The following is a 24,021-nucleotide window of genomic DNA, read 5'->3' on the forward strand; positions in this document are numbered from 1 at the left end:
GGGGCGGTCGTGACCGGGGCGCTCGCCGCGCTTGGTCGTCCGGTGCTGGCCGCCTTGGCGGCCTTTGGCCGGGTGGCGATCTATGCTGCCCAGACCATCAGCCATCTTGTCCGCCCGCCGTTTTACACGCGCGAGTTCTTGTCGGCGCTGTTGCATGTCGGCTGGCTGTCCTTGCCCGTGGTTGGGCTGACGGCGATCTTCACCGGCGGGGCGCTCGCCTTGCAGATCTATGCCGGCGGTCAGCGCTTCAACGCTGAAGCTGTGGTGCCGCAGATCGTCGCCATCGGCATGGTGCGCGAGTTGGGTCCGGTGTTGGTGGGCCTGATGATTGCCGCGCGCGTGACCTCATCCATCGCGGCTGAAATTGCCACGATGAAGGTGACCGAACAGATCGATGCTTTGGTAACTTTGTCCACCAACCCGATGAAATATCTCACAGTTCCGCGCGTTCTGGCTGGCACTTTGACAGTGCCTTTGCTGGTGGCGGTGGGCGATGTGATTGGCATCATGGGCGGCTTTCTGGTCGCCACCGGTCAGCTTGGGTTTAACAAGGCCACCTATATTCAGACCACGCTCGACTTTCTGGAAAGTGCCGACGTGATCTCGTCTTTGGCCAAGGGCGCGGTCTTTGGCTTTATCGCCACCCTGATCGGCTGCTATCACGGCATGGCCTCGGGACGCGGGGCGATGGGGGTCGGTGGGGCCACGAAAACCGCTGTGGCGGCCGCCTCGATCCTGATCTTGGCCGCGAATTTCCTTCTGACATCGGTGATGTTCACGCCATGATCGAACTCTCGGGTGTCACCAAATCCTTCGGGTCAAAACAGGTTCTGCGCGGCATCGATCTGCGGCTGGACAAGGGCCAGTCGCTGGTGGTGATCGGCGGGTCGGGCACCGGGAAATCGGTGCTGTTGAAGTGCATTCTGGGCCTTGTGCGACCCGATGAGGGGCTGATCACGCTGGAGGGGCAGAACGTGCTGACCGCCGAACGTGAGGCGTTTCTGGCGCGGTTTGGCATGCTGTTTCAGGGCGGCGCGCTGTTTGACAGCCTTCGGGTTTGGGAAAACGTGGCGTTTCGCCTGATGCGTGGGCCTTTGAAGCAGCCCAAAGACGAAGCGCGCGAGATTGCCGTTGAAAAGCTACGCCGGGTGGGTCTCGGCCCCGAAACCGCCGATCTGTTCCCTGCCGAATTGTCGGGCGGCATGCAAAAGCGCGTCGGACTGGCCCGCGCCATTGCGGCCGAGCCCGAGATCATTTTCTTCGATGAACCCACCACCGGGCTTGATCCGATCATGGCGGGCGTCATCAACGCCTTGATCCGCGAGATCGTGACTGAGATGGGCGCGACGGCCATCACCATCACCCATGACATGACCTCGGTGCGCGCCATTGCCGACCGGGTGGCCATGCTGCATGACGGGCTGATCCGCTGGAACGGGCCCGTGGGCGAGATGGACAGCACGCCTGACCCCTATGTGCAGCAGTTCATCCATGGCCGGGCGACAGGGCCGATTGCGGCGGTGCGCTAGGGCGATTCTGTGGGTTGCATGGCCGTTACCCGCCCCGGTTGCGCAACTGTTGCCAGGCCGGAAACAACGCAGCTTCTCCACAGGAATTTGTCGCAGGATTTCAAGGCCCTGCCCCATTTTCGTTGCAAATTTTCCTTAATTCGCAATGCTCACGCTAAGAATTTTGGGCCGGGAACAGGCCTGTTATTGGGCCAGATTTTGGGGTTTGTGTGGAATGGTTTGGAAGATCGTCGGACGTTTGCGCGCTGCGCACGCGGTTTTGAACGCTGTGTCCGTGTCACTGGTTGGGATCGTGGCGTCGGCGCTGGTGGTGGCCAGCCTTTTGGCCGCCTTCGAGGTGATCCCTTGGCCGCAGATTGCCCTCTTTTTCGGTGGGCAGGCGGTGCCGCAAGCGGGCATGTGGCTGCAGCTGGGCCTAACGGGGTTGATGCTCCTGTTGCTGTTCTATCTGCCCGCCAATCTGCGGATTTCCCGGCTGGAACGCAGCCACCGCAGCTTTGCCATGGATATGCATGACGTGGCGCGCGCCTATGCCCATGCCCATGCCTCTGACCGCAAGGGCGTGTTTGGCCTGTCGTCCGAGTTTGAGGGCATGAAGGCGCGGCTCCAGCATCTGCGCGAACACCCGGACCTGCGTCATCTGGAGCCCGAGCTTTTGCAGCTCGCGGCGCAAATGAGCTTTGAGACGCGCGAGCTTGCGCAGACCTATTCCAATGAAAAGGTCAGTCGCGCCAAGGACTTTCTGCGCCAACGCCAGCAAGAGGTGCAAGCCCTGACCGACCGTCTGGCGGCGGCCCGCACCACCTGCGCCGAGCTTCGCCGCTGGTTGCAGGATGTCGAGGCCGAAGAGCGGCAGGCCCAGACCCAGATCAAGCGGCTGGAGGCTGACCTTAAGGAAATCCTGCCCACGCTTGGTTATGATTTCGATCTTGAAGATCACCGAGAGCAAAACGTGGTGCAACTGCCGAAACCCGGCAAGTAACCCGCGCTTGACATTGCGCCCGCCCCACGGCGAGGTCAGGGGATGAGATACCTGAACCTGTGCCTTTTGGTCCTGTTCCCGATTGCGTGGTTCGCGCCCCTGATGCGCGCGGCCGTGCTGCCGATCTTTGGCATGGACGAAATCTCGATCATTACCGGGTTGCAAGCGCTTTGGGCCACCGATGCGGTCTTGGCGCTGGTGGTGACGTTTCTGGCCGTCTTTGCGCCGATGGCCAAGGTGGTGGGCGTCGCCTTGGTGGATTTCGGGCTTCTGGCGCCGCGCGTGATGCCGGTCTTGCAGGTGATGGGCAAACTTGCGATGGCGGATGTGTTTTTGTTGGCGATTTACATCGTTCTCATCAAAGGGGCGGGGCTGGTGACGGTGGAAACCGCTTGGGGGCTTTATCTGTTCACCGGCTGCATTCTGGCCTCGCTCGTGCTGTCGCATCGCGGACCTTCCGGGGCGGCTCATCGAGCCTGACGGCACTCTTCGCGCGCAACCGGTGCCGTTCTTCCGACGAATGCCCGTATGGGCTTGAGGAGGGGCGCGTTTCAAGGCAACAAGACGTATGAGCAAATCGTCCCAATCGTTCACCTGTTCGTCCTGCGGCGCTGCCCATCGCAAATGGGCCGGTCGCTGTGATGCGTGTGGCGCGTGGAATTCAATTGTCGAGGAGGCCCCCCTCTCGGCCGGGCCAAAGGCGCTTGGCGCCAAGGGCCGCACCATTGCCCTGACCGATCTGGCGACCGAAGAGGCCCCCCCGCCACGCGCCTCGTCCGGGATCGAGGAGTTCGACCGCGTGCTTGGCGGTGGGCTGGTGCCTGCGAGTGCCATTCTGGTCGGCGGTGATCCGGGCATTGGCAAATCGACGCTTCTCTTGCAAGCCGCAGCCTCCTTTGCCCGCCACGGCGTGAAATGCCTCTATATCTCGGGCGAAGAGGCATCGGCGCAGGTCCGCATGCGCGCCCAGCGCTTGGGGCTGACCGATGCGCCGGTGGCCTTGGGGGCCGAAACCAACCTGCGCGACATTCTGACGACGCTGGATGCCGAACGCCCCGGCTTGGCGATCATCGATTCCATCCAAACTATGTGGCTTGATACAGTCGAAGCCGCCCCCGGCTCGGTCAGCCAAGTGCGCGCCGCCGCGCATGAGTTGGTCACCTTTGCCAAAAAGCGCGGCGTGGCGATCATTCTGGTCGGCCATGTCACCAAGGACGGCCAGATTGCCGGACCGCGCGTGGTGGAGCACATGGTGGACACGGTCCTTTATTTCGAGGGCGAGCGGGGCCATCAGTTCCGCATCCTGCGCGCGGTAAAAAACCGCTTTGGCCCCGCCGATGAGATTGGCGTCTTTGAGATGACGGGCGGCGGGCTGTCGCAGGTCTTGAACCCTTCGGCGCTGTTTTTGTCCGAACGCGGACAGGCCAGCCCCGGCAGCGCTGTCTTTGCCGGGATCGAAGGCACAAGGCCCGTGCTGACCGAAATTCAGGCCCTTGTCGCCCCCTCACCGCTTGGCACCCCACGCCGCACTGTGGTGGGGTTGGATTCGGGGCGCCTCTCGACCATTCTGGCCGTGCTTGAGGCACGCTGCGGCATCCCGTTTACCGGGCTTGATGTGTTCTTGAACGTGGCCGGTGGCATGCGCGTGACCGAGCCCGCCGCCGATCTTGCCGTGGCCGCAGCCCTTGTCTCGGCGCGCGAGGATGTTGCGATCCCCGCCGAAACTGTGCTTTTTGGCGAAATTTCCCTCTCTGGCGCCCTGCGCCCAGTGGGTCAGACGGAAAACCGGTTGAAAGAAGCGGCAAAACTTGGTTTCTCACAAGCGATTGCGCCAAGCCGCTCAAAGCTGGTGGCCGTCGAGGGGATGAGCGTGCGGGAAATGCCCGATCTCACCGCCTTTGTCGGGGATATGTTTGGCGCGGGCTGACGCGCGAAGGAGAGTTGGATGGAAGGCTTTACCCTGATCGACGGCCTGGTTGCGCTCGTCATCGTGCTTTCGGCGATCCTCGCCTATTCGCGTGGCCTGGTGCGCGAGGCGATGGCCATCGCAGGCTGGGTCGGGGCGGCGGTCTTGGCCTTTGTCTTTGCCGAAAGCGCCCAGCCCTTGGTCAAGGAAATCCCGGTTCTGGGCGATTTTCTGAAAGACAGTTGTGAGCTTTCGATCATCGTGGCCTTCGGTTTGGTTCTGGCGATTGGTCTCATCTTGGCTTCGCTCTTCACACCGCTGTTTTCCTCGATCGTGCAGCGCTCGGCGCTTGGGGGCATCGATCAGGGTCTTGGCTTTGTTTTTGGCGTCTTGCGCGGGATCGTCTTGGTCGGCGTGGCGCTTTTGGTTTATGATCGGGCGGTGGCCTCGAACACCGTGCCGCTGGTGGACGAGTCGCGCTCGGCCAAGGTTTTCGCGTCCTTCCAAGCCAATATTGACGCGGCTGTGCCCGATGATGCGCCGGGCTGGATCCTGTCGCGCTATAACACGCTGACCAAGGCCTGCGCGGCACCCGAGGAAGCCGCTCCCCCTGAGGTAGCCCCGGCCACCCCGACGGCGCCGTCGAACTGATCTTGCGCCGCGGCAAGACGATGTCACGTCGGCTTTGGGGGTGACAGGGCGGCGCATTCCGCCTAAACGAAGGCCAGCCCACCCTCAGGATTCGGAGAGCCCATGCGCCGCTTCCCCGCCCACCCGTTTTTGCCCCTCGATGACGGCGACAAGCTGAAGGAAGAGTGCGGCATCTTTGGCGTGGTCGGCGTGAACGACGCCGCCAATTTCGTGGCCCTTGGTCTCCATGCGCTACAGCATCGCGGGCAAGAGGCCGGCGGCATCGTGGCCCATGACGCCGAACAAGGGTTCAACTCGGTCCGCCGCTTTGGCTACGTGCGCGACAACTTTACCAAAGCCGAGGTGATGCAAGACCTGCCGGGCTCGCTTGCCATTGGCCATGTGCGCTATTCCACCGCCGGATCAAAGGGTTCTACCGCCATCCGCGATGTGCAGCCCTTCTTTGGTGAGTTCTCCATGGGCGGCGCGGCCATTGCCCATAATGGCAACTTGACCAATGCAAGCGCGCTGCGCCGTGAACTCATTGAACGCGGCTCGATCTTTCAGTCCTCCTCGGACAGTGAATGCATCATCCATCTGATGGCGCGCTCGATCCAGACAACCATCGCCGAGCGCATCAAAGATGCGCTGCGCCGGGTTGAGGGTGCGTTTTCCATCGTGGCCATGACGCGCACCAAGCTGATCGGGGTGCGCGATCCTTTGGGCGTGCGCCCCTTGGTTCTGGGCCGCTTGGGTGACAACGCGTGGGCGTTGTCCTCAGAAACCTGCGCCTTGGATATAGTCGGGGCGGAGTTTATCCGTGAGATCGAGCCGGGCGAAATGGTGGTGATTGAAGATGGCAAGATCATCTCGACCCGCCCCTTTGCCCCGGCCGCCAGCCGGTTTTGCCTGTTCGAACACGTTTACTTCAGCCGCCCTGACAGCATTATCGGCGGCCGCTCGGTCTATGAGACCCGCCGTCAAATTGGCGTGGAACTGGCCCGCGAAGCCCCGGTTGAGGCCGATCTGGTCTGCCCGGTGCCCGACAGCGGCACGCCTGCGGCGATTGGCTATTCCCATGAAAGCGGCATCCCCTATGGCATGGGCATCATCCGCAACCAGTACATGGGCCGCACCTTCATTGAACCGACCGAACAGATCCGCAACATGGGTGTGCGCCTGAAACTGAACGTCAACCGCGCGCTGATCAAGGGCAAGCGGGTGATCTTGGTGGATGACTCTGTCGTGCGCGGCACCACCAGCCGCAAGATCAAGGATATGATCCTTGATGCGGGTGCCGCCGAGGTTCACTTCCGCATCGCAAGCCCGCCCACCGCATGGCCCTGCTTTTACGGCGTCGACACGCCGGAACGCGCAAAACTCTTGGCCGCCACGATGACCGAGGATGAGATGCGCGACTGGATCGGGGTCAACAGCCTCAAATTCATCTCGCTCGACGGTCTGTACCGCGCCGCAGGCGAAGCGGCGGGCCGCGATGCGAAAGCCCCAAAATTCTGCGACGCCTGCTTCTCGGGTGATTACCCGGTGGCCCCTTCGGACAAGATCGAAGAAGGCTTCCAAATGAAGGCGGCTGAGTGAGCGCTGAGGTCGATCGCTATATCGACGCGCAAACGCCTGCCTTTGCGAAAGCCCTGACCACCCTGCGCGCGCGCCTTCTGGCGCTGCTGCCCGACCATGTCGAGGTCATGTCCTACGCCATGCCGGGGCTTCGCCAGCCGGGCCCAAAGGGCAAGATGGTCGTCGGCTATGCGGCCTTCACCCATCACCTTGGCCTCTACCCCCATTCCGGCCGTGTCATCCCGCAGATCGACTGCACGCCCTTCAAGACCTCGAAATCCGGTGTCCTCTTCACCCCCGACACTCCCCTGCCCGATGCGCTCCTCCAAGCCATTCTTGCAGCGCGCCAAGCCGAAATTGCCGCAGGTTTCGGCCGCAAAGCCTGATCCCCGGCCCTTGCCCCTTCATCTGTTCTCAAATATCCCACGGGGGTCCGGGGGTGTGAAACCCCCGGGGCCAGCCACGGAGCGCCCCATGTCCAGAAAACTCGCCCTCGTCACCGGAGCCTCGCGCGGTCTTGGCGCGGCCATGGCTGAACATCTGGCCGTCAAGGGCTGGGACGTGGTCGCTGTCGCCCGGACTGTCGGGGCCTTGGAAGAGCTGGATGACCGGGTGAAATCCCTTGGCCTGCCCGGCGCGGGCAACCTGACGCTCGCCCCGATGGATGTCACGAACGAGGACGCGATGCGCCACCTCTGCCGCTCCATCCATGACCGCTGGGGCGGGGTACAGCTTTGGGTGCATCCGGCAGTCCATGTGGCGCCTTTGGCGCCGGCAGGGTCCTTGGACATGAAGGATTGGGACAAATCCATTGCGACCAATGTCCGCGCCACTGGCAGCCTCATTCCGCTGGTGGAACCTTTGCTGATCGAAGGAAACGGCACGGCGCTGTTTCTGGATGATCCGCGCGGTGGCGAGAAGTTCTTTGGCGCTTATGGCGCGACCAAAGCCGCTCAAATCGCGCTGGCGCAGTCTTGGGCGCTTGAGACGGCCAAGCATGGCCCCCGCGTGGTTATTGCCGTCCCGCGGCCCATGCCCACCGCCACCCGCGCCCGGTTCTTCCCCGGCGAGGACCGCAGCCCGCTGATCGACATTCGGGTCGAGGCTGCCCGCCTTTTGGACGCGCTCTGACGCCTTCTTGGCCCGACCGTTAAGGTTTTTCCTAATCTTGGCGTGAAGCCCAGGACGCGGTGTGATATTCTACACTGTGGGGGCGTTCATGTTGATTGAGGGTGCAGATGACTATCTCGCCAGCACTGACGGTTGCCGCTGTGCAGCCCTTCCATACCCCGGCCCCGCAGCCCCATGTGCTGCGCGAGCCACCCCAACCCGGCCCCGCCAAAGAGGCAAGCCGCCCGGTTACCACCGAAATCGTGCCGACCCAGCCCGTCGCGATGCCGCCGGTTGTCACCGCGCTGACCGCCGATTTTGAAGCCGGTCGCGCCGCAGCCGAAGCCGCGCGCGCGGCCTATCTGGCCGAGCGGCGGCAATCACAAAGTTAAAGGGCGGGCACATGGCCCGCCCTTCCATCGCTTACAAAGCCGCCCCTTACTCCGCCGCCACCGCGCCGGGGTTGTTCGGATGCGTCGTCCAGTTGGCGTAATCGCCGACCTTACGTCCCGTGCGCTCATCCAAGGCGCCGTGCGGCAGCGTTTTCATGGTGATACAATTGTCCACCGGGCAGACGTTGACACAGAGGTTGCAGGCCACGCATTCATCGTCCTTGACGGTGAACACCCGATCCTCGGACATCGCGATGGCCTGATGGCTGGTGTCTTCGCAGGCCGCATAGCAACGCCCGCATTTGATGCAATCATCCTGATTGATCACCGCCTTGGTGACATGGTTCAGGTTCAGATGCTGCCATTCCACAAAGTTCGGAATGGCGCGACCGACGAGATCATTCAGCCCCATCTCTTTTTCGTCCAGATATTGCGACAGGCCCGAGATCATTTCCTGCACGATCTTGAACCCATAGGTCATGGCCGCCGTGCAGACCTGCACATTGCCCGCCCCCAGTGCGAGGAATTCTGCCGCATCCCGCCATGTCGTCACCCCGCCGATGCCAGAAATCGGCAAGCCGCGGGTTTCCTCATGCCGGGCAATCTCGGCCACCATGTTCAGCGCGATCGGCTTCACGGCCGGGCCGCAATAGCCGCCATGGCTGCCCTTGCCGTCGATCATCGGGAAGGGTGAGAAGGCATCCAGATCGACATTGGTGATCGATTTGATGGTGTTGATCAGGGACACCGCATCAGCCCCGCCCTTGTTGGCCGCCATAGCGGGCGGCAGGATCGAGGTGACGTTGGGCGTCAGCTTTACGATACAGGGCATGCGGCTGTATTTCTTCACCCAGCGCGTGACCATCTCGATGTATTCCGGAACCTGCCCGACGGCCGATCCCATGCCACGTTCAGCCATGCCATGCGGGCAGCCGAAGTTCAGCTCCACCCCATCGGCTTCGGTATCTTCAATCTGCTTGAGGATGGCTTTCCAGCTGTCCTCCTCGCAGGGCACCATCAGGCTGATGATCATCGCGCGGTCTTTCCACTTGCGCTTGACCTCTTTGATTTCCTGAAGGTTCACCTCCAACGGGCGGTCGGTGATCAACTCAATGTTGTTCAGCCCCAAAAGCCGCCGGTCCGCGCCCCAGATCGCGCCATAGCGCGGGCCCGAGACGTTGACGATGGGCGGCCCTTCCGAGCCCAAGGTCTTCCACACCACCCCGCCCCAGCCCGCTTCAAACGCGCGCTCGACGTTGTATTTCTTGTCCGTCGGCGGGGCGGATGCCAGCCAGAACGGGTTGGGGGATTTGATGCCGATGAAGTTGGATGTCAGGTCTGCCATGATCTTTCCCCTTACGCCATCAAGCTTGCATGGATGTCTTCGGCCGCATCGCGGCCCTCTTTCACAGCTGTCACCGTCAGGTCATCGCCACCTGCGGCACAGTCGCCCCCGGCCCAGATGCCCTTGACCGAAGTGCGGCCCATCGCGTCCACGGCGATCTTGCCGCCCTCAAGTGCCAGCCCCTCGGGCGCACCGGCCAGGGTTTGGCCAATGGCTTTGAACACCTGATCGGCCTTCAGCGTGAAGGTCTGCGCGGTCACGGTCAGACCCTTGGGGCCTTCTTCGGTATAGGCAAACTCGACCGCGCCGTCATGCACCGCCACCGGGGCGGCGTGGGTGACAATGCGCACGCCCGCACTGGCGGCGTGGTCTTGTTCATAGCCCGAGGCGCTCATCTTGTCTTGGCCGCGACGGTAAACGATGGTGACGTTTTCCGCGCCCAAAAGCTTGGACTGCACGGCGGCATCGACCGCCGTCATGCCGCCGCCAATCACCACCACATCGCGGCCGATTGGTAGGGTGGACTTGTCACCTGTCTGGCGCAACTCTGAAATAAAATCAACAGCGTTCCGGACGTTCTTCATGTCCTCACCCGGCGCCCTCAAGGCGTTCACGCCGCCAAGGCCCATGCCCAGAAACACAGCATCATGGGCCTTTTGCACATCGGCCAAAGCCAGATTGCGGCCCAAGGCCTTGCCAGTTTCAATGCGGATGCCGCCGATCTTCAAGAGCCAATCCACCTCACGCGCGGCGAAGTCATTGGTCGATTTGTAGCTCGCGATCCCATATTCGTTCAGGCCACCCGCCTTGGGACGGGCGTCATAGACCACCACATCATGGCCCTTCATCGCCAGACGGTGTGCACAGGCCAGACCCGCAGGCCCTGCCCCCACCACGGCCACGGATTTGCCCGTCGCCTTGGCGCGCTTGAAGGGATGGACGCCCTTGGACATCACCGTGTCGGTGGCAAAGCGCTGCAAGCGGCCGATTTCCACCGGCTTGCCCTCAGCAGCCTCGCGCACGCAGGCCTCTTCGCAAAGCTGTTCTGTCGGGCAAACGCGAGCGCACATGCCGCCCAGAATATTTTGGTCAAAGATCGTCTTGGCCGCCGCCTCGGGCGTGCCGGTCGCGATCTGGCGGATGAACAAGGGAATGTCGATGGTCGTCGGGCAGGCCGTCATGCAGGGCGCATCGTGGCAGAAATAGCAGCGATCTGCCGCCACCCGGGCCTCGTGCCGGTCAAGCGCGGGTTCGTGATCCGCGAAGTTGGATTGATAGGCGCTTTGGGGCAGACGCGCGGCGACAATGCCGTTGGTCAGCGGGCTGTTGGACAAGGTGGAACCTCCCATTGGCTTTGCTTTTTCTAAGATCAGGCTGCCATAGGTTCATTTTTTTATCAAACGGTAAAATCAGTTGGGTTGCATTTTTTGTGAACCCCGCAAAGCGCCTGCTGGGCACCCCCGAACGCCCTATTCAGGGCTTCCTTCCCCTGCCCCAAGGCTTTATACAGACGCGTGATCCAAGGTGCGGCCGAATTGGCCCGATACGTCAGATGAGGACGGAATGAGCAAGAACACCACCGAGGCCGATGTTGCCTTTATCTCGGCACTGGCAGAACTGCTGAACAAGAACGAACTGACTGAACTGTCTGTCAAGCGCGAGTATGGCGAAGACGACAGTCTGGACGTGCGCGTGGTCAAGCAGGCCAACGTGGTGCAGATGGCCGCCCCTGTGATGCAGGCTGCGCATGTCGCCGCCCCCGTGGCAGCCGCCCCGGCCCCCGCCGCTGTGGTCGCAAATGACGACCCCGCGCAGCACCCCGGCGCCATCACTTCGCCCATGGTCGGCACCTGCTATATGGCCGCTGAACCCGGTGCTGCCCCGTTTGTCACCGTCGGTTCGGCTGTGACCGAAGGGCAGACCGTTCTCATCATCGAAGCGATGAAAACCATGAACCATATCCCGGCCACCAAGTCGGGCACGGTGAAGCGCATTCTGGTCACCGACGGGCATCCGGTGGAATACGGCGCGCCCCTGATGATCATCGAGTGACGCCCCATGTTCGATAAAATCCTGATCGCCAACCGGGGCGAGATCGCCCTTCGCGTGATCCGTGCCTGCCGCGAGATGGGGATCAAATCGGTCGCCGTGCATTCCACGGCAGATACCGATGCGATGCATGTGCGGATGGCCGATGAATCGGTCTGCATCGGGCCTGCGCCCTCTTCGGCAAGCTACCTGTCCAAGGCTGCCATCATCTCAGCCTGTGAGATCACGGGCGCGCAAGCGGTGCATCCGGGCTATGGGTTTTTGAGCGAGAACGCGAGCTTCGCCCAAGCGTTGGAAGATCACGGCATCACCTTTATCGGCCCGTCGGCGGAGCATATCCGCATCATGGGCGACAAGATCACCGCCAAGGAAACCGCCAAGGCGCTGGGGATTCCGGTTGTGCCGGGGTCCGAAGGGGGCGTGCCAGACTTCGAAACCGCGATTGGCGTGGCGGCAGGGATTGGCTTTCCGGTGATCATCAAGGCCACCGCCGGCGGCGGCGGGCGCGGGATGAAGGTTGCCAAGAACGCCGAAGAGCTGGAAATCGCCTTCCGCACCGCCCGGGCTGAGGCGAAGTCGGCCTTTGGCAATGACGAAGTCTATATCGAGAAATATCTGCAAAAGCCCCGCCATATCGAGATTCAGGTCTTTGGCGATGGCAAGGGCAAGGCGGTCCATCTGGGTGAGCGGGATTGCTCGCTGCAGCGCCGCCACCAAAAAGTGTTCGAAGAGGCTCCAGGCCCCTGCATCACCCCTGAGATGCGCGCGACAATCGGCAAGGTTTGCGCCGATGCCGTGGCCAAGATCAACTATATCGGGGCGGGCACCATCGAGTTCCTGTATGAGGATGGCGAGTTCTATTTCATTGAAATGAACACCCGCCTGCAGGTGGAACACCCGGTCACCGAAAGCATCTTCGGCGTGGACCTTGTGCGCGAGCAGATCCGCGTGGCCTCGGGAATGGAGATGTCCTTCGGTCAAGAGGATCTGGAAATCAACGGCCATTCGATCGAAGTGCGGATCAACGCTGAAAAGATCCCGAACTTCTCGCCCTGCCCCGGCAAGGTAACGCAATATCACGCGCCGGGGGGCCTTGGCGTGCGGATCGACAGCGCGCTTTATGATGGCTACCGCATCCCGCCCTATTACGACAGCCTGATCGGCAAGCTGATCGTCCACGGCCGCGACCGGCCCGAGGCGCTGGCACGGTTGAAGCGCGCCTTGGGTGAGTTGATCATCGACGGGGTGGATACGTCGATCCCGCTGTTCCACATGCTCTTGGCCGAGCCCGAGATCCAGAACGGCGACTACAACATTCACTGGTTGGAAAAATGGCTGGAAGCAAAGTTCAGCTGAACAAGGGCGCCTGCGGGCGCCCTTTGACTGTCACGCACAGGCCCACATGACGGGCGTGCTGACCCCCAAGCGCCTGTTGGCCGCCTATGCCGCAGGCATCTTTCCGATGGCCGCGACCCGCGACAGCGCCGAAATCCATTGGGTGGACCCGCGGCGACGCGGGATCTTTCCGCTCGAGCAATTCCACATCTCGCGCAGCCTGGCCCGCACCATTCGGCGCGGCGGTTTTGCCATCACCGTTGACACCGCTTTCGACGGCGTGGTGCGCGCCTGTGCTGACCGGCCGGAAACTTGGATCAATGACGAGATATTCCGACTGTATGGCGAGCTTCACCAGATGGGCCAAGCCCATAGCCTTGAAGTCCGGGTCGAGGGTCAGCTGGTTGGCGGCGTCTATGGCGTGACGCTTGGGGCGGCGTTCTTTGGCGAATCCATGTTCTCGCGGGTGACGAGCGGGTCCAAGATCGCTCTGGCCTTTTTGTGCCATCGGCTGCGGGCGGGGGGATTTCAGCTGTTTGACACCCAGTTCCGGACCCCACATCTGGCCAGCCTTGGCGCAATCGAGGTGTCACGCGGGGAGTATCACCGGATGCTGCGCGCTGCGCTGTCGCAAACCGCCCAGTTTGACCCGCCCGGCTATCAGCCGTCGCTGTCAGCAGTTGCGGGATCGGTGGTCGCTTCGGCTGGGGCATCGGCCCCCTCCTCCTGAACCGCATCCTCCACCACGGGCAGTGCGAGTTCGGGCACATCACAGCCCAAAACCCAAACGTCATAGCGCGGATGATCGAGCGCTGAAAGCGCGGGCGCCGTGGCCAGCATCCAACCCGCAAAGACCGGCGCGGTTGAGGCCGCATCGAGAATGGTCAGATGAGCGTCAGCCTCGGCCACGGTGTTGTCCGCAGGCGAGCGGCAAGAGTCGAGTTGCACGGTCAGCCGACCGGTGACCACCGCCTGACCGCGCGCCAAGGTGACATCTTGCACCTCGCCAGTCAGCTTATCCAAAATACGCAGCTTGGCACCCGGCGCCTCTGCCAGCTCTTGGGCCTGCAACGGCCCCGCCAAACAGAGAAGCGCCAAGGCGAGCAATCTCATGGCGCAGCCCCGGCGGCGTCATCCTCGCCACTGCTGCCAACCCATTTCATCAAGAGCGTCAGCAGGCTGACCGCCCCTTGGGTGTCTTCGATCTCATCGCCCGAAACCAGCAGCTCTTCAGCGCCGCCCGGAACAAGCTCCACGAAGTTGCCGCCCAAAAGCCCTTCGGACGAAATCAAAATCGCGGAGTCCGTTGGCAGCTGCACCGCCGCATCCACCTCGATCACGGCGTCGGCGTAATAGGTTTCGGGGTTCAGCGTCAGCGCGGTGATGGTGCCCACTTTAACCCCGGCCAGCCGCACATCAGACCCGGTGCGAATCCCCTCGGCCGACCGGAACGAGGCGCTCAGGCTGTAACGCTCCGGCCCGCCAGAGAGCGTGCCACCGCCAACCGACCAGGCCAAAAACCCGATCGCTGCGGCCAAGACCGCCGCACCTGCCAAGACCTCTGCGCGATTTTCAGCCATTATTCGGGCTGCCACGCCTCGTAATCGGCGCGCGCCGTGGGCGCGCCAGCACGGATCGAGCCGGTCGGCGCATAGGCAGCCGCCGTGCCGGTCAAGTTTTCCTGATGCGGCTTTTCCCATGATTTGTGCTTAAGCGGTGCCTTGGTCGGCGGTTGATCCCACGTGAAATGCAGCCAGCCATGCCAATCGGGCGACACGCGAGACGCCTCGGATTCGCCGTGGTAGATCACCCAGCGGCGTTTCGCGTCGCGGGTTTGGTAGAAGATATTGCCCTGATCATCCTCGCCCACACGCACGCCCTTGCGGGCAGTGAAGATCTGGGTGCCCAGCGTCTGGCCGTTCCACCAAGTCAACAGGCGAAGAAGGAAGTTCATCATGGCCTCCGGGGTCGTTTGCCCTGATATGGCCGAAAGGCAGGCCAAGGTCCAGAGGAGTTGGCGGCGAATGGCAAAGAGTCGCTGGAAAACCTATGAAAAAAGCGGGCCAAAGGCCCGCTTTTTGGGTTCGCTTACCGTCCCGATCAGCCTGCCGCAGCGGGTTCCTTGGCCTTGGCCTCGGTGTGCACGATCAAGGGCTTTGCGCCATTGTTCACAGCCTCTTCGTTGACCACCACCTCTTCGACGCCCTCCAAGCCCGGCAATTCGAACATGGTGTCCAGAAGGATGTCTTCCATGATCGACCGCAGGCCGCGCGCACCGGTCTTGCGCTTGATGGCGCGCTTGGCGATGGCCGACAGCGCATCGGTGGTGAAGGTCAGCTTGACGCCTTCGATCTCAAACAGACGCTGGTATTGCTTGACCAGCGCATTCTTCGGCTCGGTCAAGATGATGATCAGCGCAGCCTCGTCGAGATCGGTCAGCGTCGCGATCACCGGCAGACGGCCGACGAATTCGGGGATCAGGCCGAACTTCAACAGATCTTCCGGCTCCAGCTCTTTGAAAAGCTCGCCCACGCCGCGCGCATCAGGGTCTTTCACATCGGCGCCAAAGCCGATGCCTGAACCCTTGTTGCGGTGCGCGATGATCTTTTCAAGGCCGGCAAAGGCCCCGCCACAGATGAACAGGATATTGGTCGTATCCACCTGCAGGAATTCTTGCTGCGGATGCTTGCGCCCACCCTGCGGCGGCACCGATGCCACGGTGCCTTCCATGATCTTCAAAAGCGCCTGCTGCACGCCCTCGCCCGACACGTCCCGCGTGATACTGGGATTGTCCGACTTGCGGGTGATCTTGTCGACCTCGTCGATATAGACGATGCCGCGCTGCGCGCGCTCGACGTTGTATTCGGATGCCTGCAACAGCTTGAGGATGATGTTTTCCACATCCTCACCCACGTAACCGGCTTCGGTCAGGGTGGTTGCATCGGCCATGGTAAAGGGCACGTCCAAGATCCGCGCCAGCGTCTGGGCCAAAAGCGTCTTGCCGCAGCCGGTGGGGCCGATCAAGAGGATGTTCGACTTCGACAGTTCGATATCTGTCTTGGAGGAATGGTTCAGCCGCTTGTAGTGGTTGTGCACCGCAACCGACAGCACGCGCTTGGCGTGTTCCTGCCCGATCACATAGTCATCCAGCACTTTGCAGATGTCGCGCGGGGTCGGAACACCATCGGTGGCCTTCAGCCCCGTGGTCTTTGTCTCCTCGCGGATGATGTCCATGCACAGCTCGACACATTCATCGCAGATGAACACCGTCGGCCCTGCGATCAGCTTGCGGACCTCATGCTGGCTTTTGCCGCAGAAGGAGCAATAAAGCGTGTTCTTGCTGTCGCTGCCCGAGTTCGTTGCCATGGGTATCCTCTGCCAATCCCCGTCACCGGGCTGTCACGGGAAGTCTAGGATAACCCCCAGACCTCCACAACCAGAAAACCCCCCAAGGCTGGGCCATCGGGGGGAAAGCACTTAAGTTACAATGGGGCGTCAGATTTGTCGCGCGGGGCCACGATTTCATCGATCAGGCCCCAATCCTTGGCCTCTTCGGCGGACATGAAATTATCACGCTCCAAAGCGGCCACCACAGCCTCATAATCGTTGCCAGTGTGCTTGACATAAACTTCGTTCAGCCGCTTTTTCAGCCGCTCCGTCTCACGCGCGTGAATCAGGATGTCGGTCGCCTGCCCCTGATAGCCGCCCGAGGGCTGGTGCACCATGATGCGGCTGTTCGGCAGGCTAAAGCGCATGCCCTTTTCGCCAGCGGTCAACAGAAGGCTGCCCATCGACGCCGCCTGACCGATGCACACGGTCGAGACCTTGGGCTTGATGTACTGCATCGTGTCATAGATCGACATGCCCGATGTTACCACGCCGCCGGGCGAGTTGATGTACATCGAGATTTCCTTCGACGGATTTTCCGCCTCAAGGAACAAAAGCTGCGCCACGATCACCGTCGCCATCTCGTCATGCACAGGGCCCGAAACGAAGATGATCCGCTCTTTCAGCAGGCGCGAGAAGATGTCGTAACGGATCGATCCGCGCGCGCTGGTCTCTTCAACGGTTGGGATGATGAAGTTGTAAAAGGTGGAAACCGGATCTCTCATGTCAAACCTGCCTGTCTCGTGTTCGAAGCTTTATCGCCGGATGCTTGCCAGAGTCTTAGTGTCGCGCGCCGGGGGCTGCAAGGGCACGCGGTTTTTTGCACCCCGGGCGGCCCTGTTCATTGGGGAGCGCCCATTAGCTGAACACCCGCCGCGCCAAGGCAATCCGCGCCCCGGTGGTGAAAAGACACAAGACCCCGAAGATCACCGCAAGGGGCACAAACGCATCGGGCCAAAGGCATAGGATCACGAAAAACCCAATGGTTTCCGTGCCCTCAAGCAACCCCGCCGAATAGTATAGCGACTTTTCCCCTTGCTCCCGCGTCTCGATCCCGCGCTTTTCGGCCATGATCGCATAGCCCAGAAATGAAGCCCCGTTGATGTAGAAGGCGGCTAAAAGAAAGGCCGCGGCCAGCGCGGTTCCGTCGTCGCGCAGCGCGAAGGCCAAGGGAATGGCGGCATAAAAGACGAAATCGCAGACAATATCCAACAGCCCGCCGAAATCGGTCTTCTCTGTGGCCCGCGCCACGGCGCCATCAATTCCATCAGCCAGCCGCCCGATCATCAGCGGCACCAGCGCCAGAACGCCGGGCAGGCCCGTCGCCAGCAAGGCTGCGGCGATGAGCCCCATGAAGAGGCCAAACAGCGTCACCTCATGGGCCGAGATACCGCGCTCGGCCAGCATCTGACCTGCCCGGTTCAAGGGGCCATCGATCCATGGCCTGACTTTCGCATCAAACATTACGAACCTCTCACGTTTGCGTATGACAGCTTGCCAGCACCGGCGCGCGCCGCCTATCCCTTTGCCGATCACAGTTCTGACAGGGGTTACCATGAACCGCCGCTCCTTTGGCAAGACCGCGCTTTCCACATTGGCTCTGATGGCCGTTGGCCCCCGCATCGCCTTTGCCGGTGATTGGGACGCGATTCTGTCCGAGGCAAAGGGCCAGACGGTCTATTGGCACGCCTGGGGCGGAGATCCGAAGATCAACGATTTCATCGCTTTCATCGGGGCCGAGGCGCAGGCGCGCCATGGGGTCATGCTGGAGCATGTCAAACTCGCCTCCACCGCCGATGCGGTGGCGCGTGTGTTGGCGGAGCGCGATGCGGGTCAGACCACCGGCGGCGCGGTCGATCTGATCTGGATCAACGGTGAGAATTTTGCCGCCATGAAGGCGCAGGGTCTGTTGTTTGGCCCCTTTGCCAAAGCGCTGCCGAACTGGCCTTTGGTCGACACTCTAGGCAAACCTGCAACGGTCACAGATTTCACACTGCCGACCGAAGGTTACGAATCCCCTTGGGCGATGGCGCAACTGGTCTTTGAACATGACAGCGCGACGCTGCCCACCCCACCCAAAACCCTTGCCGCGCTGCAAGACTGGATCAAGGCCAACCCGGGCCGGTTCACCTATCCCCAACCGCCCGACTATCTGGGCGTGACCTTTCTCAAGCAGGTGCTTTACGGCACGCTTGCAGATCCAGCGATTTTGCAGGCCCCGCTGGACGCAGCCACCTATGAGGCAACCGTGGCCCCGCTTTGGGCCTTCCTTGATGACATCCACCCCAGCCTCTGGCGTCAGGCACAGGCCTTCCCCGAGGGTGAACCGGCCTTGGGCCAGCTTTTGGCGGATGGTGAGATTGGCATCTCGTTTGCCTTCAACCCCGGCCGGGCCAGCGCCGAGATCGCGGCGGGCACCCTGCCTGACACCATCCGCACCTTCGTGCTGGACGGTGGCACCATCGGCAATGCGAGCTTTGTGGCCATTCCCTTCAACGCCGCCCATCAGGCAGGCGCACAGGTGATCGCCAATCTGATCCTTGATCCGGCCATTCAGGCCGCAGCCCAAGACCCCGCGACCTCGGGCTTTCAGACCGTGCTGAACCTCAACGCCCTTACCGCCGAGGATCGCGCGCCCTTTGATGCGCTGACGCTTGGCCCGGCCACGCTGTCGCCCGCCGATCTGGGCCCGGTGCTGCTCGAGCCGCATGCCAGCTGGATGGTCAAGATCGCCGAGGATTGGGCGCAGCGCTACGGTGTCGCGCAGTGAGCTTTGCGGGCCGGTCCCATGGTGTGGGGTTGCTGGCCCTTGCGCCCGGCCTGATGCTGGCCGGTCTGGCGCTGCCCATCGCAGCCGGGCTGGCCGGGACGTTGGCCCCAGCCGTGTCCGGCCACGGGTTTGCAACGCTTGGCCAATGGCCCGGCCTGCCCCGCGCGCTCTCCTTGTCGGTCGGCACGGGTCTGATTTCGACGCTGGCGGCGCTGGCGATTACGGTCCTGATGATTGCCGCCTTGCATGATCGGCCGGGCTTTGTGGCCTTTCGCCGGGTCCTGTCGCCCCTGTTGGCGCTGCCCCATGCCGCCGCCGCACTGGGGCTGGCCTTTCTGGTGGCGCCCTCGGGCTGGCTCGTGCGGCTGATCTCGCCTTGGGCCACCGGCTGGAACACCCCGCCTGATCTCTTGATCCTGAACGACCCCATGGGCATCGCCCTGACGCTGGGACTCGTTGCCAAGGAAGTGCCATTCCTGATGCTGATGGCGCTGGCAATCTTGCCGCAAACCGACATCGCCCAGCGCGGCCAGATCGCGGCCAGTTTGGGCTATGGCCGGGTCATGGGATTTGTGCTGTCGACCCTGCCAGCGCTTTACAGGGGCCTGCGGCTGCCCGTCTTTGCCGTGCTCGCCTATGGCATGACCAATGTCGATATGGCGATGATCCTTGGGCCAACGCTGCCACCCAGTTTGGCGGTGCAGATCACCGACTGGATGGGTGCGCCCAGCTTGCAGCATCTGTCCACCGCCGCCGCAGGGTCCTTGGTGCAACTGGCCCTTGTCGCGGCCACGCTGGCGCTTTGGCTTGGGGCCGAAGTGGTACTTGCCCCCCTGATCCCGGTACTGGCCGCTGCGGGCCTGCGCGCCCGCGCGCTGGATGCGCCGATGGCCGTGTTGGCCGGGCTGATGGCAGGCCTGATCGCCCTTGGCCTTTTCGCAGGCATGACGGGACTGGCCTTGTGGTCTTTCGCCGGGCTCTGGCAGTTTCCCGATGCCCTGCCCGAGACCCTCAGTTTGAAAACATGGACAAAGGCCGCGCCCGACCTTGCACAGCAAAGCGCCACCACCCTTGCCATTGCGCTTGCCGCCAGCCTTGGCGCGCTGGCGCTGGCCTTGGCGGCATTGGAGGCCGAGGCTCGCCAAGGTCGACCGATTGGTGCCGTATGGCTGATCTATCTGCCCCTCATCATGCCGCAAGTGGCCTTTCTGCCGGGGCTTCAGGTCATGGCGCTGCATCTGGGTGCCAAAGGGAGTGCGGCCACCGTGGCCGCTGCACATCTGATCTTTGTGCTGCCCTATGTCTGGCTGTCGCTGGCCCCAGCGTTTCGCGGTTGGGATGGGCGCATCGGCCTGACCGCCGCCGCCATGGGCACAAAGCCTGCACGCATCTTCTGGCGGCTGCGCCTGCCCATGCTACTGGCCCCCGTTTTGACCGCGCTATCCGTCGGGGTGGCGGTGTCGGTCGGCCAATACCTGCCCACCCTGATGCTGGGCGGGGGGCGGGTGGAAACCCTGACGACCGAGGCCGTCGCGCTGTCCTCGGGCGGTGATCGCCGCCTGATCGGGGCCACGGCGCTTTTACAAATGGCGCTGCCAGCCTTGGGCTTTGCCCTTGCAATGGGCCTGCCACGCCTGATCTTTCGCCACCGCCGCGCAATGCTGGCCGAACGGAGTGCCGCTTGATGGCGACGGGCCTGACGTTGGACGCCCTGCAGATCGACCCTGCTGGCACGCCTCTGGTGCGGCTGAGCGCCCACGTGACCCCCGGTCAGGTGCTGACAGTCATGGGCCCCTCGGGCAGCGGCAAATCCACACTTCTGGCTGCGCTGATCGGCGCGCTGCCTGCGGCCTTTACCCTGTCAGGCCGGGTTCTCTTGAACGATCAAGACATCACCACCCTGCCCACCGCCCAGCGTCGGATTGGGATTTTGTTTCAAGATGATGTGCTGTTTCCCCATCTCTCTGTGGCGCAAAACCTTGGCTTTGGCCTGCGCCCCGGCGGCAGCCGCGCAGACCGGCAAGCGCGGGTCGAAGCCGCCTTGGACCGCATGGGCCTTTCCGGCTTTGGCCCGCGCGATCCGGCCAGCCTGTCGGGCGGACAACGTGCCCGTGTGGCACTGGCGCGCACGCTTCTGGCCGAGCCGCTCGCTCTCTTGCTGGACGAGCCGTTTTCCAAGCTGGATCAGACCTTGCGGGCGCAAATTCGCGATCTGGTCTTTGCCGAGACCCGCAATTTGCCGGTGATTTTGGTCACCCATGACCCCGAAGACGCCCGCGCTGCAGGCGGCCCGGTTGTCAACCCGATCTAAGCACTCCTCCTCGTCGGCTTGCGCCGCTCGTCGTCGTCCAGCGCGTTATCGCGCCAGCGTCAACTCGGCGCGCAGGCCGCCCAGTGCTTCGCTTTGGCCCAGCCGTAAGGCCCCGCCGTGGCTGCGTGCGATATCGGCGGCAATCGCCAGACCCAGACCACTACCGCCGCCGCGGTTCGGATCCCGCGCCGCATCCAGCCGCTGGAACGGTTCCATCGCGGCCTCTCGCGCAGCCTCGGGGATGCCAGGACCGTCGTCTTCCACAACCAAGCGCACCAGCCGGTCATTGGTCGACAGGCTCACGACCGCCCGGTTCGCATGGCGCGCGGCATTGCCCAACAAGTTTTCAAGCGCCCGCCGCACCGCTTGGGGCCGCAGCCGCATCGTGCCGCCCGGCCAGTCCATCGCCCCGAGGCGTACCGCCTGCCCTGCCCGCACCGCATCGGCCACCACCAGCACCAAGAGCGCGGTCGGATCCACCTCCTCGGCGGCCTCCATCGCATCGCCTCGGGCAAAGGCCAGAAACTCGTCGACCATCCGCTCCATCTGCTGGACATCGCGCTTCAGCGCCTCGACCTCCTCCTCCTCGGGCAAGAAGGACAGCCCCAGCTTAAGCCGCGTCAAAGGTGTGCGCAGATCATGGCTGACCCCGGACAGCATCTGCGTGCGCGCCTCGATCTGCCGCTCGATCCGCAGGCGCATGTCCAAAAACGCCTGCCCGGCGGCACGCACCTCGGTCGCGCCCCGAGGCCGGAAGGGCACGATCTCGCCCTTACCAAAGGCCTCAGCCGCCTGCGCCATGCGCGCAATGGGCGTCAACTGGTTGCGCAGAAAGGTATAAGCCACACCGGTCATCAGGATCGAGGTGAACACCATCAGCACCAAAAGCTGATGCGGGTTTGACGCCGACATTCGCCCTCGGCCGACGGCGACCCGCAGCACCCCGTGCTGCGTTTGAAACCACGCCCAGACCTGCGCATTCCCCGACACAAGATCGACTGAAATCAGTTCGGGCATCCGGCTGCGCAGCGTCAAGATGACCTCACGACCCGACCAGTCAATAAACTCGCGCCGGTCGGCATCGGGCGCATCGTCGCTTGGCAAGATCACCACAAGTTTCAACGCCGCCCCAATCTCCTCGGCCCGCGCCCGCGCCGTGGCCAGATCAGGTGCGGATTTCACCACCGACACGAGATGGCTGATCTCGATCTGGATCGAGGTGGTCATCTGCTGCGTGACTCGCTCGAAATGGCGCTGGATAAAGACCACCGACACGATCAACTGGATCGTCACCACCGGCACCACAAGGATCAGGGCGGCCCGGCCAAACAGGCCGCGTGGCAAAAGGGACTTGAGGTACTGGCGCATGCGGCACAGATTAGCGGCATCAGGCCGGGGGCGAAAGGGGCGCGATATGAACCAATCGATCAAGGCCATGGTGCGGCGGGTGCGGGCGGCGAACGCCTCGGCCATGACCGGCAGCGGCACCAATACCTATGTGCTGGGCAAAGGTCAGGTTGCGGTTATTGACCCCGGCCCCGACGATCCAGCGCAGCTGGCGGCCATCTTTGCCGCGCTTGCCCCCGGCGAGGACGTGACGGCCATTCTCGTCACGCACGCCCATTTGGACCATTCCGCACTGGCGCCAAAGCTGGCCCAGATCACCGGTGCAAGCGTCTATGCCTATGGCAAAGCCGAGGATGGACGCTCGGCCACGATGCAAGCTCTTGCCGCAGCCGGCCTTGCAGGCGGCGGCGAGGGGATTGACCACGGTTTTGCGCCCGATGTCACCCTGACCGATGGCGACCACCTGATGGTCGGCGCGCTGAGCGTCGAGGCGATTCATACCCCTGGCCATATGGGCGGGCATCTGTGCTTTGCCTGCGAGGAGCACCTCTTTTCCGGCGATCACGCGATGGGCTGGGCCACCTCACTTGTCTCGCCGCCCGACGGCGACATGGGCGCCTATATGCGCTCGCTTGACCGCCTGCTGCAAAGGCGCTGGCAGCAGATGCTGCCCGGCCATGGCGATACGGTGCCAGATCCGGCCGCGCGGCTCACCGAACTCGTGCGCCACCGCCGAACGCGCGAGGGCGAGGTCTTGGCCGAACTCGCCCGCGCGCCCGGCACGTCAGCCCAGCTGGCCCAGCGCATCTACACCACCACACCGGCCGCCCTTCTGCCAGCTGCAAGCCGAAATGTTTTGGCGCATCTCATTGATCTTTCAGACAGAAACATGGCCATCCCAGAAGGCCCGATCACCGCCGCCACGCAGTTTTCTGCGCACTGAACGCGAAAAGACGCGCCTCAACACCTACGCTTCCAACACGGGAAAGTTTTTCCGGTTTCGGCCCCCATCCCCCCTTGCCGCCACCCAGAGCCATTGCTATAGACCCCCACGTGTTCCGGCGTAGCTCAGCGGTAGAGCAGTTGACTGTTAATCAATTGGTCGTAGGTTCGATCCCTACCGCCGGAGCCAAATTTCCATCACAGATCAGACACTTAGGCGCCCTAGGGCGCCTTTTGTTTTGTTCACGAAAAGTTATAACGTGTTATAAAGTGATTTTGGGGGTGGGGCTTGATAGAGTCAAAGCTTCAGGGTCCTCACTAGTCCGAATTTTGCGTGACATGCTTGAACTGCGTGGTATCTATTTTTTACTTAAAGCTTGGCTTTGTTGTTAAGTTGCTACACTGAAG

At 62.6% G+C, this 24,021-nt stretch carries 26 protein-coding genes and 1 tRNA gene; 18 read left to right on the top strand and 9 right to left on the bottom strand.

Features of this window, described 5'->3' with window-relative positions; all coding sequences use genetic code 11:
* The first annotated feature begins 9 nt into the window (after positions 1 to 9).
* The 10 genes from AC72UB_RS11045 (at position 10) to AC72UB_RS11090 (ending at position 8,127) form a co-directional block, all read left to right on the top strand.
* Positions 10 to 786, top strand: a complete 777-nt coding sequence (locus AC72UB_RS11045) for an MlaE family ABC transporter permease (protein ID WP_505189851.1) — start codon at positions 10 to 12, stop codon at positions 784 to 786.
* On the top strand, positions 783 to 1,529 hold the full coding sequence (locus AC72UB_RS11050) for an ABC transporter ATP-binding protein (protein WP_505189828.1): 747 nt from the start codon (positions 783 to 785) through the stop codon (positions 1,527 to 1,529). Before AC72UB_RS11045 ends, AC72UB_RS11050 begins: the two co-directional genes overlap by 4 nt.
* Before the next feature lie 214 nt (positions 1,530 to 1,743).
* On the top strand, positions 1,744 to 2,511 hold the full coding sequence (locus tag AC72UB_RS11055; protein WP_505189829.1) for a DNA repair protein: 768 nt from the start codon (positions 1,744 to 1,746) through the stop codon (positions 2,509 to 2,511).
* Between the two features lie 42 nt (positions 2,512 to 2,553).
* On the top strand, positions 2,554 to 2,991 hold the full coding sequence (locus AC72UB_RS11060; protein ID WP_505189830.1) for a paraquat-inducible protein A: 438 nt from the start codon (positions 2,554 to 2,556) through the stop codon (positions 2,989 to 2,991).
* Positions 2,992 to 3,079: 88 nt separating this feature from the next.
* Positions 3,080 to 4,438, top strand: a complete 1,359-nt coding sequence (gene radA / locus AC72UB_RS11065; protein WP_505189831.1) for a DNA repair protein RadA — start codon at positions 3,080 to 3,082, stop codon at positions 4,436 to 4,438.
* 18 nt (positions 4,439 to 4,456) lie between these two features.
* Positions 4,457 to 5,068 carry a CvpA family protein gene (locus AC72UB_RS11070; RefSeq protein ID WP_505189832.1) on the top strand — a complete coding sequence of 204 codons (612 nt, stop codon included), beginning with the start codon at positions 4,457 to 4,459 and terminating at the stop codon, positions 5,066 to 5,068.
* A 102-nt stretch (positions 5,069 to 5,170) separates the two neighbouring features.
* Positions 5,171 to 6,646 (top strand): amidophosphoribosyltransferase, encoded by a 1,476-nt coding sequence (gene purF / locus AC72UB_RS11075; RefSeq protein WP_463289436.1) that lies wholly within the window; start codon positions 5,171 to 5,173, stop codon positions 6,644 to 6,646.
* Complete coding sequence (locus AC72UB_RS11080) at positions 6,643 to 7,011, top strand: iron chaperone (protein ID WP_505189833.1); 369 nt, start codon at positions 6,643 to 6,645, stop codon at positions 7,009 to 7,011. The genes purF and AC72UB_RS11080 overlap by 4 nt, the downstream gene beginning before the upstream one ends.
* Before the next feature lie 88 nt (positions 7,012 to 7,099).
* Complete coding sequence (locus AC72UB_RS11085) at positions 7,100 to 7,756, top strand: SDR family oxidoreductase (protein WP_463290662.1); 657 nt, start codon at positions 7,100 to 7,102, stop codon at positions 7,754 to 7,756.
* 107 nt (positions 7,757 to 7,863) lie between these two features.
* Positions 7,864 to 8,127: a hypothetical protein gene (locus AC72UB_RS11090; protein ID WP_505189834.1), complete on the top strand. Its 264-nt coding sequence runs from the start codon at positions 7,864 to 7,866 to the stop codon at positions 8,125 to 8,127.
* A 46-nt stretch (positions 8,128 to 8,173) separates the two neighbouring features.
* Here AC72UB_RS11090 and preA read toward each other — a convergent pair whose 3' ends face one another.
* Both preA and AC72UB_RS11100 read right to left on the bottom strand, forming a co-directional pair.
* Positions 8,174 to 9,472 carry an NAD-dependent dihydropyrimidine dehydrogenase subunit PreA gene (gene preA / locus AC72UB_RS11095; protein ID WP_463290664.1) on the bottom strand — a complete coding sequence of 433 codons (1,299 nt, stop codon included), beginning with the start codon at positions 9,470 to 9,472 and terminating at the stop codon, positions 8,174 to 8,176.
* Positions 9,473 to 9,483: 11 nt separating this feature from the next.
* A complete protein-coding gene (locus AC72UB_RS11100; RefSeq protein WP_505189835.1) occupies positions 9,484 to 10,821 on the bottom strand; it encodes an NAD(P)-dependent oxidoreductase in 1,338 nt (445 codons plus the stop codon).
* Positions 10,822 to 11,035: 214 nt separating this feature from the next.
* On the opposite strand from AC72UB_RS11100, the gene accB reads away from it, so the two are divergent.
* The 3 genes from accB to aat are packed head-to-tail and all read left to right on the top strand — an operon-like array spanning position 11,036 to position 13,586.
* Positions 11,036 to 11,524, top strand: a complete 489-nt coding sequence (gene accB, locus AC72UB_RS11105; RefSeq protein ID WP_505189836.1) for an acetyl-CoA carboxylase biotin carboxyl carrier protein — start codon at positions 11,036 to 11,038, stop codon at positions 11,522 to 11,524.
* 6 nt (positions 11,525 to 11,530) lie between these two features.
* Positions 11,531 to 12,877 carry an acetyl-CoA carboxylase biotin carboxylase subunit gene (accC, locus tag AC72UB_RS11110; protein ID WP_463290667.1) on the top strand — a complete coding sequence of 449 codons (1,347 nt, stop codon included), beginning with the start codon at positions 11,531 to 11,533 and terminating at the stop codon, positions 12,875 to 12,877.
* A 46-nt stretch (positions 12,878 to 12,923) separates the two neighbouring features.
* Positions 12,924 to 13,586: a leucyl/phenylalanyl-tRNA--protein transferase gene (gene aat / locus AC72UB_RS11115; RefSeq protein ID WP_505189837.1), complete on the top strand. Its 663-nt coding sequence runs from the start codon at positions 12,924 to 12,926 to the stop codon at positions 13,584 to 13,586.
* Here the strand turns inward: aat and AC72UB_RS11120 are convergent.
* From AC72UB_RS11120 to AC72UB_RS11145, 6 genes are all read right to left on the bottom strand, one after another.
* Positions 13,517 to 13,969, bottom strand: a complete 453-nt coding sequence (locus tag AC72UB_RS11120) for a DUF2155 domain-containing protein (RefSeq protein WP_505189838.1) — start codon at positions 13,967 to 13,969, stop codon at positions 13,517 to 13,519. The two genes, aat and AC72UB_RS11120, sit on opposite strands and share 70 nt — an antisense overlap.
* Positions 13,966 to 14,436 (bottom strand): outer membrane lipid asymmetry maintenance protein MlaD, encoded by a 471-nt coding sequence (mlaD, locus tag AC72UB_RS11125; protein ID WP_505189839.1) that lies wholly within the window; start codon positions 14,434 to 14,436, stop codon positions 13,966 to 13,968. Before mlaD ends, AC72UB_RS11120 begins: the two co-directional genes overlap by 4 nt.
* A complete protein-coding gene (locus AC72UB_RS11130; RefSeq protein WP_505189840.1) occupies positions 14,436 to 14,810 on the bottom strand; it encodes an NADH:ubiquinone oxidoreductase subunit NDUFA12 in 375 nt (124 codons plus the stop codon). Before AC72UB_RS11130 ends, mlaD begins: the two co-directional genes overlap by 1 nt.
* Positions 14,811 to 14,956: 146 nt before the next feature.
* On the bottom strand, positions 14,957 to 16,222 hold the full coding sequence (gene clpX / locus AC72UB_RS11135) for an ATP-dependent Clp protease ATP-binding subunit ClpX (protein ID WP_463290672.1): 1,266 nt from the start codon (positions 16,220 to 16,222) through the stop codon (positions 14,957 to 14,959).
* A 116-nt stretch (positions 16,223 to 16,338) separates the two neighbouring features.
* Entirely contained in the window at positions 16,339 to 16,968 is a 630-nt protein-coding gene (locus tag AC72UB_RS11140; RefSeq protein ID WP_505189841.1) for an ATP-dependent Clp protease proteolytic subunit, read from the bottom strand.
* Positions 16,969 to 17,101: 133 nt separating this feature from the next.
* Positions 17,102 to 17,707, bottom strand: coding sequence for a CDP-alcohol phosphatidyltransferase family protein (locus tag AC72UB_RS11145; RefSeq protein ID WP_505189842.1), 606 nt, complete (start codon positions 17,705 to 17,707; stop codon positions 17,102 to 17,104).
* A 139-nt stretch (positions 17,708 to 17,846) separates the two neighbouring features.
* Between AC72UB_RS11145 and AC72UB_RS11150 the strand changes: the two genes are divergently transcribed.
* From AC72UB_RS11150 to AC72UB_RS11160, 3 genes are read left to right on the top strand one after another with little or no spacing between them, the layout of a single operon-like run.
* A complete protein-coding gene (locus tag AC72UB_RS11150; RefSeq protein WP_505189852.1) occupies positions 17,847 to 19,013 on the top strand; it encodes an ABC transporter substrate-binding protein in 1,167 nt (388 codons plus the stop codon).
* Positions 19,014 to 19,066: 53 nt separating this feature from the next.
* On the top strand, positions 19,067 to 20,698 hold the full coding sequence (locus AC72UB_RS11155; RefSeq protein WP_505189853.1) for an ABC transporter permease: 1,632 nt from the start codon (positions 19,067 to 19,069) through the stop codon (positions 20,696 to 20,698).
* On the top strand, positions 20,698 to 21,324 hold the full coding sequence (locus AC72UB_RS11160) for an ATP-binding cassette domain-containing protein (RefSeq protein ID WP_505189843.1): 627 nt from the start codon (positions 20,698 to 20,700) through the stop codon (positions 21,322 to 21,324). Before AC72UB_RS11155 ends, AC72UB_RS11160 begins: the two co-directional genes overlap by 1 nt.
* Positions 21,325 to 21,369: 45 nt before the next feature.
* Here the strand turns inward: AC72UB_RS11160 and AC72UB_RS11165 are convergent, their stop codons facing one another.
* A complete protein-coding gene (locus AC72UB_RS11165; protein ID WP_505189854.1) occupies positions 21,370 to 22,692 on the bottom strand; it encodes an ATP-binding protein in 1,323 nt (440 codons plus the stop codon).
* Between the two features lie 46 nt (positions 22,693 to 22,738).
* Between AC72UB_RS11165 and AC72UB_RS11170 the strand changes: the two genes are divergently transcribed.
* Positions 22,739 to 23,614: an MBL fold metallo-hydrolase gene (locus AC72UB_RS11170; RefSeq protein WP_505189844.1), complete on the top strand. Its 876-nt coding sequence runs from the start codon at positions 22,739 to 22,741 to the stop codon at positions 23,612 to 23,614.
* Between the two features lie 114 nt (positions 23,615 to 23,728).
* Positions 23,729 to 23,803 (top strand) — tRNA-Asn (locus AC72UB_RS11175).
* Positions 23,804 to 24,021 lie beyond the last annotated feature (218 nt).

Origin of the sequence: Allotabrizicola aquatica (SeqCode), from assembly GCF_965194375.1 — a bacterium.
Classification (GTDB): Bacteria; Pseudomonadota; Alphaproteobacteria; order Rhodobacterales; family Rhodobacteraceae; genus Tabrizicola_A; species Tabrizicola_A aquatica.